The organism is Saezia sanguinis (assembly GCF_963921665.1).
GTDB lineage: Bacteria > Pseudomonadota > Gammaproteobacteria > Burkholderiales > Burkholderiaceae_C > Saezia > Saezia sanguinis.
Genome location: NZ_CAWUGC010000004.1, coordinates 1 through 13,547 on the forward strand (window position 1 = coordinate 1; position 13,547 = coordinate 13,547).

At 53.8% G+C, this 13,547-nt stretch carries 10 protein-coding genes; 6 read left to right on the top strand and 4 right to left on the bottom strand.

All coding sequences use genetic code 11. The annotated features are described in order from the left end of the window. Positions 1-277: 277 nt before the first annotated feature. Positions 278-1,108, bottom strand: coding sequence for a posphoenolpyruvate synthetase regulatory kinase/phosphorylase PpsR (gene ppsR / locus AACY98_RS03395; RefSeq protein ID WP_126980966.1), 831 nt, complete (start codon positions 1,106-1,108; stop codon positions 278-280). A 204-nt stretch (positions 1,109-1,312) separates the two neighbouring features. On the opposite strand from ppsR, the gene ppsA reads away from it, so the two are divergent. The 4 genes from ppsA to AACY98_RS03415 all read left to right on the top strand — a co-directional run bounded on the left by ppsA (position 1,313) and on the right by AACY98_RS03415 (position 7,531). Next, entirely contained in the window at positions 1,313-3,706 is a 2,394-nt protein-coding gene (gene ppsA / locus AACY98_RS03400) for a phosphoenolpyruvate synthase (protein WP_339801619.1), read from the top strand. 186 nt (positions 3,707-3,892) lie between these two features. Next, on the top strand, positions 3,893-5,242 hold the full coding sequence (locus tag AACY98_RS03405) for a vWA domain-containing protein (RefSeq protein WP_339801621.1): 1,350 nt from the start codon (positions 3,893-3,895) through the stop codon (positions 5,240-5,242). A gap of 15 nt (positions 5,243-5,257) precedes the next feature. Then, positions 5,258-6,832 carry a sensor histidine kinase gene (locus AACY98_RS03410; protein ID WP_339801624.1) on the top strand — a complete coding sequence of 525 codons (1,575 nt, stop codon included), beginning with the start codon at positions 5,258-5,260 and terminating at the stop codon, positions 6,830-6,832. A 9-nt stretch (positions 6,833-6,841) separates the two neighbouring features. Next, on the top strand, positions 6,842-7,531 hold the full coding sequence (locus AACY98_RS03415) for a response regulator transcription factor (RefSeq protein ID WP_339801627.1): 690 nt from the start codon (positions 6,842-6,844) through the stop codon (positions 7,529-7,531). A gap of 121 nt (positions 7,532-7,652) precedes the next feature. Here the strand turns inward: AACY98_RS03415 and bfr are convergent, their stop codons facing one another. Both bfr and mdtD read right to left on the bottom strand, forming a co-directional pair. Continuing rightward, positions 7,653-8,135 carry a bacterioferritin gene (bfr, locus tag AACY98_RS03420; protein WP_339801630.1) on the bottom strand — a complete coding sequence of 161 codons (483 nt, stop codon included), beginning with the start codon at positions 8,133-8,135 and terminating at the stop codon, positions 7,653-7,655. A gap of 202 nt (positions 8,136-8,337) precedes the next feature. Continuing rightward, complete coding sequence (gene mdtD / locus AACY98_RS03425; protein ID WP_339801633.1) at positions 8,338-9,756, bottom strand: multidrug transporter subunit MdtD; 1,419 nt, start codon at positions 9,754-9,756, stop codon at positions 8,338-8,340. Positions 9,757-9,948: 192 nt separating this feature from the next. On the opposite strand from mdtD, the gene purN reads away from it, so the two are divergent. Together purN and AACY98_RS03435 are read left to right on the top strand one after the other, a co-directional pair. Then, the gene (gene purN, locus AACY98_RS03430) at positions 9,949-10,518 is read left to right on the top strand and encodes a phosphoribosylglycinamide formyltransferase (RefSeq protein ID WP_339801635.1); all 570 of its coding nucleotides are present in this window, start codon (positions 9,949-9,951) and stop codon (positions 10,516-10,518) included. 85 nt (positions 10,519-10,603) lie between these two features. After that, positions 10,604-11,866 (top strand): RsmB/NOP family class I SAM-dependent RNA methyltransferase, encoded by a 1,263-nt coding sequence (locus AACY98_RS03435; RefSeq protein WP_339801638.1) that lies wholly within the window; start codon positions 10,604-10,606, stop codon positions 11,864-11,866. A gap of 142 nt (positions 11,867-12,008) precedes the next feature. Here the strand turns inward: AACY98_RS03435 and AACY98_RS03440 are convergent, their stop codons facing one another. Continuing rightward, entirely contained in the window at positions 12,009-12,542 is a 534-nt protein-coding gene (locus tag AACY98_RS03440) for a hypothetical protein (RefSeq protein ID WP_339801641.1), read from the bottom strand. Positions 12,543-13,547: the final 1,005 nt, after the last annotated feature.

Genomic DNA, 13,547 nt, shown 5'->3' on the forward strand with positions numbered 1-13,547 from the left:
TCCGGGGCGTGGAAATGAACCGTGACAGTGCCATCATAGCGGCAGGGGCCACCTTTGAGCTGCAAGACAACATGCACCTGAGCGTGGGGTATGAGGGAGAGTTCGGCAACAGGAGCCGGGACAATGCGCTCAAGGTCCTTTGGAGGCTGAACTTCTGAGCTTTTAAAAATGGCCCTTGGCCACTTGAATAGAAAAGCCCGGCACTGCCGGGCTTTTTGTTGCGTTGTTTGTGTTGATTATGCTGAAAATTGAAAGGGTAGCTTAGCCCTCAGCATTTTCAGGCGCTTTCGGTACCGAGTCGGTCGGGTTTAAGCTCCTGCAAAATGGTGGTGGCAATTTCTTCAATGGATTTGGTCGTGGTTGACAGCCAGCGGATGCCTTCGCGGCGCATCATGGCTTCAGCGGCGGCGACTTCCTCGCGGCAGTTGAGCAGATCGGCATAACGCGAGCCGGGGCGGCGTTCATTGCGGATTTCTGACAGGCGTATCGGGTCGATCGACAGGCCGAACAGCTTGCTGCGGAATTCCTTGAGTGCCGGGGGCAGTGTGTGCCGTTCAAAGTCTTCGGGAATCAGCGGATAGTTGGCGGCCTTGATGCCGTACTGCATGGCCAGATAGATGGATGTTGGCGTTTTGCCGCTGCGGCTCACGCCAACCAGGATGACATCGGCAATTTCCAGGTTGCGGCTGCTCTGGCCGTCGTCATGCTCCAAAGAGTAGTTAATGGCCTCAATGCGCTGTTGGTACGATTTGCTTTGCGCGGTGTCTGAAAAACGGCCGACATAGTGGTTGCTTTCCATGCCGAGCTCTTTTTCCAGCGGGTCGACAATCATCTTGAGCATGTCAAAATGCAGTGCTTTGACATTGTCGTGCAGCACTTTGGCGACTTCGGGGGTGGCCATGGTCGAAAAAACAATGGGTTTGATGCCATCGGTCTCCATGGTCTGGTTGATTTGTTTGATGATCTGGTAAACCTTATCGACCGAGTCAACAAATGGTATCCTGACCTGCCGGATGGGAATTGCAAATTGCTTGAGCATGGCAGCACCAAAGGCTTCAACCGTAATACCAGTACCATCAGAAATGAAAAAAGCCGTACGAACAGACATGCTTAAAACCTTATCAGTCAGAAAATATTAAAATAGCGGCAATTTCGATATTATCCCCTAGGCACATGCCTTTGTGTATGTGTATGGAGCAGATTCCTCATTACTCATGTCCGGAACTCTCATCAGGCCACTACAGAATAAACAACGCACTGTGTGCGTTCCGGTCATGCCTGTCGGTTTTTTTACATCACTTTGGAGTTTTCTATGTCTTCAACACGTTTTGAAACCACCGAACTGGTCATTCCGTTCGAGAAACTGCGCATGTCAGATGTGGATGTTGTCGGTGGTAAAAATGCTTCCCTAGGGGAGATGATCAGCCAGTTGCCCGATGGTGTACGGGTGCCGACTGGTTTTGCGACCACTGCCCACGCGTTTCGCGAGTTTCTCAAGTATGAAGGGCTGGATCAGCGCATCAACGATATTTTGAGTAAGCTGGACGTTGAAAATGTGCGCGAACTGGCTGCCGCAGGTGCCAAAATCCGTGAAATGGTGGAACAACAGCCGTTCCCGGCAGACCTGGAAAAAGCCGTGCGCGAGGCTTTTGCCAAGCTCAGTGAAGGCAATGACAAGGCTTCGTTTGCGGTGCGTTCTTCTGCCACGGCAGAGGATTTGCCCGATGCCTCTTTTGCCGGCCAGCAGGAAACCTTCCTGAACGTGATCGGCATTGAAGAAGTTTTGCAGAAAATGCGTGAGGTATTTGCCTCGCTGTACAACGACCGCGCCATTTCCTACCGCGTGCACAAAGACTTTGAGCATTCCACCGTGGCCCTGTCCGCCGGTATTCAGCGTATGGTGCGCTCTGACCAGGGCGCTTCGGGTGTGATGTTCACCATTGATACCGAATCCGGTTTTGACCAGGTGGTGTTTATCACCGCCAGCTATGGCCTGGGCGAAACCGTGGTGCAGGGCGCAGTGAACCCGGACGAATTCTACGTGCACAAGCCGATGTTGAAGGCTGGCAAGAATGCGCTGATTCGCCGCAACCTGGGCTCCAAGCTGATTCGCATGGTGTTTTCCTCGCCGGAAGAGCGTGCCAAGAGCGGCAAGCTGGTGCATACCGAAGATTTGCCGGTGGAATTGCGCAACCGTTATGCGCTGACCGATGAGGACGTGCATGAACTGGCCAAATATGCGCTGGTGATTGAAGAACATTATGGCCGCCCGATGGATATTGAATGGGGCAAGGATGGCACTGATGGCAAAATCTACATTCTGCAGGCCCGCCCTGAAACGGTGAAGAGTCAGGCCGCCGGCAAGGTGGAGCAGCGTTTTACCCTGAAGGGCAGCTCCAAAGTGCTGGCCGAAGGGCGCGCCATTGGGCAGAAGATTGGCGCCGGGCCGGTGCGCATTGTGCACTCGGTGGCAGAAATTGACCAGGTCAAGGCCGGGGATGTGCTGGTGACCGACATGACCGACCCGAACTGGGAGCCGGTGATGAAGCGCGCAGCGGCGATTGTGACCAACCGCGGTGGGCGTACCTGCCACGCGGCCATTATTGCGCGCGAGCTGGGAATTCCGGCAGTGGTCGGGTGCGGCGATGCGACCGAAACATTGACTGAAGGCGCGCTGGTGACAGTCAGTTGTGCCGAAGGCGATACCGGCCATATCTATGACGGTTTGCTGGAAACGGAAGTGACCGAAGTGCAGCGTGGCGAAATGCCCAACATCAAGACCAAGATCATGATGAACGTGGGCAACCCGCAACTGGCGTTTGACTTTGCCCAGATTCCCAATGGTGGTGTCGGCCTGGCGCGCTTGGAATTCATCATCAACAACAACATCGGTGTGCATCCGCAGGCGATTCTGGACTACCCGAATGTGGATGCCGATCTGAAAAAAGCAGTGGAATCGGTGGCGCGCGGGCATTCATCACCCCGTGCCTTTTATGTGGACAAAATTGCCGAAGGCGTGGCCACCATTGCCGCGGCGTTTTATCCCAAGCCCGTGATTGTGCGCCTGTCGGACTTCAAGTCCAACGAATACCGCAAACTGATTGGCGGCTCACGCTATGAACCGGACGAAGAGAACCCGATGCTGGGCTTCCGTGGTGCAGCGCGCTACATCAGTAAAGAATTCCGCGAAGCTTTTGCCATGGAATGTGTGGCGCTCAAACGCGTGCGCGAAGACATGGGGCTGAGCAATGTGCAGGTGATGGTGCCGTTTGTGCGTACACTGGGCCAGGCCAAGAAAGTGACCGAACTGCTGGCAGAGCACGGGCTCAAGCGTGGCGAGAATGATCTGAAACTGATCATGATGTGCGAGATTCCGAGCAACGCGATTCTGGCCGACCAGTTCCTGGAGTACTTTGACGGCTTCTCCATCGGCTCCAACGACTTGACCCAGTTGACCCTGGGGCTGGACCGCGATTCCGGTATGGAACTGCTGGCGGCTGATTTTGACGAGCGCGACCCGGCCATCAAGGCATTGCTGGAAAAAGTGATTGCCACCTGCCGTGCGCAGAACAAATACATTGGTATTTGCGGCCAAGGGCCCAGCGACCATCCTGATTTTGCCAAATGGCTGATGGATCAGGGTATTTCGTCAATTTCGCTGAACCCCGATACCGTGGTAGCAACCTGGCAGGGGCTGGCGAAGTAACACTTTTTTGTGTGAAGTGATGTCATGAAACGGCTGGTAGCAATACCAGCCGTTTTTTGCTTTAATTGATTATGAAGCGCTGCCTGCCAGTTTTTACAAACTTTTTGCATTTGTATACACAGAACTGACAACTGGATCCTGTAAAAATTCCACAATGGCGTTATACAATTCAATGGGAGTATCGCCATGAGATCGAAACGTTTACTGACACTTTTTGCCGTATTTTGGGTATCGCTTTTAACAGGGGTAATGGCGCACGCGGCACCCCGGGTAACGATCAGGGCCGAATTGGCCTCGCCCATTGTGCTGGAAAACACTCAGGACGCCAATTATCTGAAAGTATCGCTGCAGGGCCTGCCGCTGGAAGCGGGCAAGCGCAGCCCGATCAATCTGGCGCTGGTGATTGACCGTTCGTCATCAATGTCCGGCGACAGAATCGCCAGAGCGCGTGATGCAGCGATCATGGCAGTGAATATGCTGCAAAGCGACGATATTCTGTCCATTGTGGCCTATGACAGTTCGGTTGAAGTGGTGGTGCCTGCGACCCGGGTGCAGGATAAGAGGCAGTTGATTGCACTGATCAACGAAAAAATCACGCCCCGGGGCATGACCGCGTTGTTTGCCGGCTTGAGCAAGGGCGTTGATGAGACCAGCCGGTTTCTGGATAAAGAGAGAATCAACCGTGTGATTCTGCTTTCAGACGGGCAGGCCAATGTCGGGCCGACCTCGATCCGCGAGCTTTCCGAGCTGGCGCGCATTGCTGCGGCCAAAGGCATTACCATTACCACCGTCGGTATTGGGGATGGGTATAACGAAGACCTGATGACGGCGATTGCGGGTTACAGCGACGGCAATCATTTCTTTGTGCAGCATGTGGCCCAGTTGGAAGGGGTGTTTGCCAAGGAGTTTCAGGATGTGATGTCGGTGGTGGCGCAGGATGTGGAGGTGACGATTCATATTGCGCACGGTGTGAAACCGGTGCGCCTGCTTGGGCGTGAAGGGCAGATTGACGGCAATACGGTGACGGTGAGGTTAAACCAGTTGTATGCCGATCAGGAAAAATATGTGCTGCTGGAAGTGCTGCCGGCCAAGGGTGCCGCCGATCAGAAGCTGGATCTTGCACAGGTCGATGTCAAATATAATGACCTGAGCGCCAGACGGTATGAGAACCAGCAGCAGAATGTGCGCATTGCTTACAGCAGTTCGGCCGCAGCGGTGAAGGCTGCGGTGGTGGAGGATGTGATGGTGGAAGCCGCAGTGCAGCAGTCCACCCTTGACAATGAACGAGCCATTCAGTTGATAGACCTGGGACGTGTGGATGAAGCCAAAGCCATTATGTTGATCAATGCAGACAAATTTGATGTCATGTCGCCTCAACTCAACTCTGAGCAGGCCAGAGAGCGGCTCAGATTAACTTATTTAAACAACAGCCGTATGCTGGATATGCTGAGGTCGGGCGATGATATTAACACGCGCAAGGCGCTCAGCGAATCGAACTACCAGCTCAGAAACCAGCAGGGCGGTATTTCCAAATAACTTTATTATGAATCCATGACACCCGGTAACCTGCCAACCAGACATTATGGGTTTTTCATACTGGCCATGCTGATCATGGTCGGGCTGGTGGGTTATCTGGGTTTTCGGGCTATTGAGCATGAGGCGCTGTTAAAGCGTTATCAGAGTGAAGAGCTGGCGCAGGAGCGTATTGGTCAGGCGCAAGAGGTTGTGACGCAGCTTCTGGAAAACAGGGCGTCACGCCTGCAAAGTGCCGCAACACATATGCAACTGGATGACGCCTGGCTGAAAGCCCTGATAGACAATGACGCCGATATTGACGGTATTTTTATCATCGACAGGCACGGGCTGCTGTACCCGGCAGTTTCATACCCTTCGGGCACTGGCACACTGAATGCGCAGGAGCAGCGCCTGGTTGACGATTTGGCCCCAGTGCTGCGTGACCCGTATCTTCTGATGTCACACAACATTGTCAATGAAGCCAGCCAGCCGCGTTCGGGCTGGTATTTCAGCAACACGGCAGATCTTCCCTTGCTGGTGTACTGGATCCGCAAGGACGAGCATCTGGTCATTGGATTCCGCCTTTCGTATGTCATGCTGCTTTCCGATGTGGTTAACCGCGCTGACCTTGCCTATGCTGAAGGTAGCGTACACATCATGGAGAATGACCGCCTGATTTATGCAAGCGCTACCGATCTGTTGCCGGATGATCTGGTCGTGATGGCCAGCCAGAGGCTGCCATACCCGCTGACGAACTGGCAGGTGGTGTATTATGGTCAGGCGGCTGATACGCTGGCTGTTTACCTGTGGGGCAGTGTGCTGGTGGTGTTGTTGCTGGCTGTGATTGCGCTGGTGGTGTATGGCATTTACCGTGAATATACGCGCAGTGCGCGTGAAGCGATGCAGCAGATCAATTTTGTCAGCCAGGTGTCGCATGAGCTTAAGACGCCGCTGACCAATATCACGCTGTATGCGGAGTTGCTCAAGGAGGAGCTGGAAGGGTATGACGATGAAACGAAGGAACATGCCGGCATCATCATTGATGAAAGCCAGCGCTTGTCGCGGCTGATTCAGAATATTCTGACATTCACACGCACGCCCCAGGTGGTTTTGAAACCGGTGCAGGTAAATGTGCTGGTGGAGCAGATTGCCCAGATGTTCATGCCGTCTTTTGCCGCCAAGGGGCTGGCGCTTAGCGTTGAGGTGGGGGCTGATGTGTGTGTGCATACCGATGAGGACCGCGTCAGCCAGATCATCTGCAACTTTTTAAGCAACGCCGAAAAGTATGCGGCCAGTGGCAAACGGGTTGACCTGTCGGTGCAGGTGCATGGCAAGCATGTGGATATCCGGGTGCGTGATTATGGCAGCGGCATTCCCATGAAAGATCACAAGCTGATTTTCAAGCCGTTTTACCGCATTCATTCCTCTATTACCGAAGGTGTTTCGGGCACTGGCATTGGGCTGACGATTGCGGCGCAACTGGCTTACAGCCTGGGCGCAGAGATCAGGGTGGAAAACAGCAACCCCGGAACCTGTTTTACGCTCCGCTTGCAACGGGGCGAGCAGGCCCAGCAGGGGCAGGGTGTGCAGGATATGCAGGCAAACAAGTGATAAAAAGTGATGAAAATACTGATTGCTGAAGATGATGTGAACATTCGCCAGGGGCTCGCCAAAGCGCTGGAGCGCGAAGGCTATACGCTGGTCAGTGCCGGGGACGGCAGGCAGGCGTTGCAGATGTACGCACAGGAAAAGCCTGATTTTGTGATTATGGACATCATGATGCCGGAACTGGATGGTTATTCCGTTTGCCGTGAAATCCGCAGGGTCGATGAACAGATACCGATCATTTTTTTATCGGCCAAGGATGAGGAGATTGACCGCGTGATCGGGCTGGAACTGGGCGCGGACGACTACATCAGCAAACCTTTTGGCGTGCATGAGATACGGGCCCGCATCAAAGCCGTGGCCAAGCGCTGCCTGCGCAGCCAGGCCGGGGATGTGGAGCAGAGTTTTCCGTTTGGTGATCTGCTTGTTTATCCTGAGCGGCTGTGTGCCATGCGGCAGGCGCAAAAGATTGAACTCAGCCTCAGAGACGTGCGCATACTGGAATGCCTGTACCGCCATAAAAACAAGGTGGTGTCGCGCGACATGCTGTTCAACATGGTCTGGGGCTATGAGCATATGCCTAACAGCCGCACGCTGGACCAGCACATTTCACAATTGCGCAAACGCGTTGAGCTCAATGCCAACAGGCCGCAACTGATCTGCACCGTGCATGGCGCCGGTTACCGCTACAGCGACGAGGTGTAGCAAGGCGATCCGAGAGGCTATTTTACAGGTTGAGCATGTGGGGCGTGCCCGCATTGACCATGAAAAAAGGCATGAAACCGGGTGCCGGTTTTCATGCCTTTTTTGAGGGAAGGCAGACGGTTTATGCTTCGTCCAACTTCGGCAGTTGGCTTTGGATGTAGTTCTGAATGCCGACTTTTTCGATCACGCTCAACTGGGTTTCGAGGTAATCGATATGGCCTTCGGTATCAATCAGCAGGTCTTTGAGCAGGTCGCGTGACACATAGTCGTGTACGCTGTCGCAGTAGTCCATGCCTGCTTTGCAGGCTGCCTGTGCAGCGTATTCCAGCTTCAGGTCACATTCCAGTGTTTCTTTGACGTTTTCGCCAATCATCAGCTTGTGCTGGTCTTGCAGGTTGGGCAGGCCGTCGAGCATGAAGATGCGCTTCATCAGCTTGTCCAGGTGCTGCATTTCCTCAATGGATTCTTCGCGTTCTTTTTTTGCCAGGCGGTCCAGCCCCCAGTGTTCATACATGCGGTAGTGTACAAAGTACTGGTTGACGGCGGTCAGTTCGCATTTGACCTGTGCGTTCAGGTGTTCAATGACTTTAGGATCGCTTTGCATTTTTATAGACTCCTGTATCTGTGGGATTATTCTTGCTTTGTCATCTGACAATCTTATTATTGTTGCGTTTTCCGATACTTTGGGCAAATGGGGGGCAAAAGTATCCCTTTGGATTTATCCTGATCACGAATGAGAATAAAGCGTATTCATGATGGGTGGATGGGGGTGGCGATGCAAACCCCGGCTGCCGGATGTGCGGTTTTCAGCCGAGTGATTCCACATGCGCTTTGGGTCGGCGGTCTGCCGGCAGATGCCAGAATATCAGTGAAGCAATGCAGCTCATGACGCCAATCAGCACAAACGACAAGTGAAATGCAGTGAGTGAAGCGTCCTTAACCAGTGAATGCGTGAGCATATCGTTGAATGCCTGCAAAATGGTGGAGGCAATGGAAACCCCCAGGCTCATGGAAAGCATCTGCGTCATGGAGAGCATGGTGTTGCCGCTGCTGGCGGTGGTGCCGTCCAGGTCTTTCAGGGTGACGGTGTTCATTGCCGTGAATTGCAGCGAGTTGGCCGCGCCAAAACATGCCAGCAGCAACAGGCTCAGTATCAGCGGCTGTTCGCGCGACATCAGTGCAAAGCTGGCAATCATGGCGCCCAGCAGCAGGGTATTGCCGGTGAGTACCCAGCGGTAACCGAAGTTTCCGATCAGCGAGGTGGCCATGCGCTTGGCAAATATGGCGGCAAAAGCAACGGGCAGCATCATCATGCCGGCTTGTGCCGGGCTGTAGTCGAGTTGCGTTTGCATGAACAGGGGCAGCATGAACGGCATGCTGCCGGTGCCGATGCGGGCAAAAATATTGCCCAGAATACCAACCTTGAAGCTGTTGACCTTAAACAGGGAACGATTAAACAGCGGGTGGGCCGCGCGTTGCGCGTGTAGCCAGTAGATTGCGCAGGCAGCAAGCCCCAGCACCAGCAGCAATACCACCAGCGCACGCTCCAGCCCCAAGGATGAAAAGCCGTCCAGCGACAGGGAAATGGCCACCATGGCCACAGCCAGGTACAGGTAACCGGTGATGTCGAACGGGTCTACCGCCGGGGCGCGTTTATCGGGCATGGCATGCCAGGTTGCCACAACACCGGCAATGCCGATGGGCAGGTTGATCAGGAATACCCAGTGCCATGACAGCATTTCTGCCAGCCAGCCGCCCAGCGTGGGGCCGATGACCTGGCCAATGAGCCCCGGAATGGTGACAAAACTCATGGCCTTGAGGAACCTGTCTTTCGGGAATGTGCGCAATACCGCAAGCCGTCCCACCGGCATCAGCATGGCGGCACCGCACCCCTGCACCACGCGCCCGCCAACCAGCACCGAAAGATTGGGCGAAAAAGCGCAGATTGCTGAACCGATGATGAACAGCACAATGGCAATTGAGAATATTTTGCGGGTGCCAAAGCGGTCGGCCAGCCAGCCCGAGGCCGGAATGATCATGGCATTGGTCAGCATGTAGGAAACCAGTACCCACTGCATGTGCAGCGGGCTTTCATTCAGGTCTTTGGCGATGCTGGGCAGTGCCGTATTGACAATGGTGCTGTCCAGCGTCTGCATGAAAAAGCCGATTGCGACCAGCCACAGCAGGGTTCTGGGGGATTGTTGGAATTGTGATGCTATTTTCATGAACGCTTAACAGAGGGCTTGCCCCGCAAGTCCAGGGTGCTGCATGAAGTGTGCTACTCAGAGCAGCGCCTTGAGGGTGAACGGTGGCCTAATATACCGAGCTAATACCGGTGAACCAATCCTGAATTTTCGCACGATCTTTTTGTGATGCGATTATCAGGGATAATGAATGCTTATTCCCTCCCTGATCTCATGAAAAATATTGTTGTTCTTATCAGTGGGCGTGGTTCCAATCTGCGCTCGATCGTACAGGCCAGCGTGGCACAGCAGTGGCCTGCACGTGTGGCAGCCGTTGTCAGCAACAATCCTCAGGCAGCAGGGTTGGAATGGGCAGGCCAGCAGGGCATTGCCACCCATGTGGTCAACCACAAGGCCTATGCAGACCGCCCGGCGTTTGACCAGGCGCTGGCCCGGGTGATTGACCCTTATCAGCCTGCACTGGTGGTGCTGGCCGGGTTCATGCGCATTCTGACGCCGGAGTTTGTCGCGCACTATGCAGGGCGTATGGTGAATATCCATCCGTCTTTGCTGCCTTATTTTCCGGGGTTGCACACGCACCGGCGGGCACTGGAGGCTGGGCACCGGGAAGCCGGTGCAACGGTTCACTGGGTAACCCCGGAGCTCGACCATGGCCCGACGCTGGCACAAGCGCGGGTGCCGGTTCTGCCGGGAGATACCGAGGAAACGCTGGCACAGCGTGTGCTGCAAGCTGAGCATGAGCTGTATCCGCGGGCGATTGGTGAACTGCTGGCCCAGTTGTAAAAAGTTATTTTTGTATCAACATCCCTTAAACAGGTGGGCTGTTCAGGGGCTGAATGTAGCGCTTAAAGAGTAAACCGGATTTTGTATGACGCCACAAGACTTATTGCAACATGCACAGCAGCTTGTCAAGCTGGTGCTGCGCTTTGAATATCCTGCCGATTCTGTTGTATCGCGCTATTTTCGGGAAAACCGCCAACTGGGCATGCGCGAGCGTGCAGCACTGGCGGAGACCGTTTACGTACTTATCCGGCAAAAACCGCTGTTGCAGCATCTGGCGCAGTCTGGTTCGGGCCCGATGGAGCGCCGGCTGGCAGTTCTGGCCTGGCAGGCAGACGCGCGTACGTTGTTGCCGATGTTGTCTGAGCAGGAGCGTGCTTGGCTTGACCGCATTCACCGGATTGACATGTATGCAATGCCTGAGCCTTTGCGGCATAACCTGCCTGAGTGGCTGGTGGAGCCGCTGAAGTCGCAGCTGAATGATGAGGAGTTCTGGGAGCTGGCCGAAGCGCTGGACCACAGTGCTCCGCTGGATTTGCGTGTTAATACCCTCAAAATCAAGCGCGAGCAGGCGCAGCAGCAACTGGCGCAATCGGGCATTCAGTCTTCTTTGACGCCTTATTCACCCTGGGGGCTGCGGGTGCAGGGTAAACCGGCATTGAATAAACACCCTCTGTTTCTGGACGGCAGCGTTGAGGTGCAGGATGAAGGCAGCCAGTTGCTGGCGCTGCTGGTGGCACCCAAGCGCGGCGATATGGTGGTGGATTTTTGTGCCGGCGCGGGCGGGAAAACGCTGGCGCTGGGTGCGGCAATGCGCAATACCGGGCGGCTGTACGCGTGGGATGTTTCTGCACACCGGCTGGATGCACTTAAACCCCGTATGGCCCGCAGCGGGTTGTCCAACGTGCATCCGGCAGCCATTGCGCATGAGCGCGATGCACGCGTTAAACGCCTGTACGGCAAGGTTGACCGGGTACTGGTGGATGCGCCGTGTTCGGGCTTGGGAACCTTGCGCCGCAATCCTGACCTGAAGTGGCGCCAGACACCCCAAAGCATACAGGAACTGGCAGAAAAGCAGCAGCACATTCTGGCCTCTGCCTGCCAGTTGCTCAAGCACGGTGGCTCTCTGGTGTATGCCACCTGCAGTTTGCTGCCGGCAGAAAATGAAGTCATTGCACAGCAGTTTGAGCAGGAGCACCCGCTGTTTGAACGGGTGAGTGTTGCGCAGTTGCTGGCTGCACAAGGGGTTGCCGACGCGGATCAACTGGTGCAGGGTGATTATCTGCGTTTGTGGACGCATCGGCATCGGACCGATGGCTTTTTTGCCGCAGTATGGCGGCGTAAAGCCTAAAGCGCAGAACATATAGCGTTGTGCATGATGCGGCACGGCATGTGGCGCGCTACGCTGGTGTTGGGGGATGGGCACACGGCTCTATCTCAGCGGCGTCAGGGGCGGGCCCTAGTGATTGGCTTTGGTGGCTGGCTTTAGGGCTTCAGCGGATGAGGGTCATATCCTGCATGGCCTGTTCATAGGCCGCTGCATCAAATGTAAAGGCAGTATTGGCAATCAGGTGTGGCGGCTCGTAGCCGTTTTCGTATGCAAAATCATTCCAGGTGTAATGGTTGCCGGTTTTTTCAACCCGCACGGTGTACGCGCCGCATCCCAGATCGCCGCATTCGGGGCAGATATAGAGCATGATGCGGCCGGACTCGGTATCCGGCTGGGCAGCCAGCAGCAGTTGATCGCGCTTTTGCTGGTTGTGTTCAGGATAGCCCACAACAAAACTGCCAATCAGGTCACTGGGTTGCCCGTCTTTACTGCCTGAGTTACTGCCTGAGAGTTTGTCCAGCATTTCAAGCAGGGAGTGACCATTCACCAAAAAATCACAGAAATATCTTTCTGTGCTGTTGGTGCTGCCACGCCTGTGCGTGATCTGATGGGTCAGTACCGAAAGTTTCATGACAGATGCCGTGTGTGCGGTAACCAGCAGCGTTTTGCTGGGCGATACTGAAATGATAACGCACATATATGTGTTCGTTCGCCTTTGTACCGTGCAACAGTTGAGGTGCATCAAAAGAGAGGCAAAATTCAGCATTTACCCAGACCAACCACTTTCTTTGCGGGCCATATGCCTGAGTTGTTCTTTGATTGCTGCAAACCTGTGTCGCAACATGCCTGCACCAGCGGAAAATGGCTGATACAGAATGTGTTTGTGTCATCTTTTGAAACATGGATTCGTTTTGCCCAGACACTATACGGCTGGACATGAATCACCAGACCGATATACCAGCAAGGCAGCAGTTATGCGATAAAAGAATAAATAACGGGTGGTGAAAAAAATGAAGCCTGCTTCCAGCATGTTCTGGTTTAAGCAGGCTCTGAATTGAGAGCTAGATCAGCAAAGTTATCGTATGTTTATTCTGACGTGATTACTGACCTTATCTTCTCCCTCTGGGTGCTTCCCCTTCACCCTTATTGTTGTATGACTGAATCATCGGATATTTTCCGTTTTAAGTCAATAGGTTATGTTGTATTTTGAAAAATTAACTTTAAGTATAAATATGTATAAAGCGTGAAATAAGTAGCAAAATTGAATTTGGACCCTTGCTGTGCTTTCCGGGGACAACTTGACCTGGGAAAATGCAGAAAGAATCTGTAAATTGTTGATTTTATGGAGAGAAGCGACTTTTATACAGCATGCGTCGATAGGAAAAATGATGTCGGATGGAAAAGTGCAATGCGATGGTAGAGCGGAGGTATGGGGTTGTTTGAGAAAAGTCCGGATGTCGCTACCACGCAACATCCGGCGGAACACACTTGAGGAAATATGGGAAATGACAATATGTACTTATGATAGTCGATAAATCGCAGTTTTGATCATTGCTGCGTCCATTTATTTGCCCCAGGTGCCACTTATTTCACGAAAACAGCATTTTCTAAAAACCTGTTTAGGATTTTGGCGGAATAAAGGGCTGAAAACGTGTTCCTCCATTTTGCAGACCAGCGGTTAAAGGCAAGCGTGCCATGCATT

Bases quoted from the DNA above. Each gene is read 5' to 3' on its own strand.
- AACY98_RS03435 (WP_339801638.1), top strand. From the start codon at position 10,604: ATGACGCCACAAGACTTATTGCAACATGCACAGCAGCTTGTCAAGCTG.
- ppsA (WP_339801619.1), top strand. From the start codon at position 1,313: ATGTCTTCAACACGTTTTGAAACCACCGAACTGGTCATTCCGTTCGAG.
- AACY98_RS03410 (WP_339801624.1), top strand. From the start codon at position 5,258: ATGACACCCGGTAACCTGCCAACCAGACATTATGGGTTTTTCATACTG.
- mdtD (WP_339801633.1), bottom strand. From the start codon at position 9,756: ATGAAAATAGCATCACAATTCCAACAATCCCCCAGAACCCTGCTGTGG.
- purN (WP_339801635.1), top strand. From the start codon at position 9,949: ATGAAAAATATTGTTGTTCTTATCAGTGGGCGTGGTTCCAATCTGCGC.
- ppsR (WP_126980966.1), bottom strand. From the start codon at position 1,108: ATGTCTGTTCGTACGGCTTTTTTCATTTCTGATGGTACTGGTATTACG.
- AACY98_RS03440 (WP_339801641.1), bottom strand. From the start codon at position 12,542: ATGTGCGTTATCATTTCAGTATCGCCCAGCAAAACGCTGCTGGTTACC.
- AACY98_RS03405 (WP_339801621.1), top strand. From the start codon at position 3,893: ATGAGATCGAAACGTTTACTGACACTTTTTGCCGTATTTTGGGTATCG.
- AACY98_RS03415 (WP_339801627.1), top strand. From the start codon at position 6,842: ATGAAAATACTGATTGCTGAAGATGATGTGAACATTCGCCAGGGGCTC.
- bfr (WP_339801630.1), bottom strand. From the start codon at position 8,135: ATGCAAAGCGATCCTAAAGTCATTGAACACCTGAACGCACAGGTCAAA.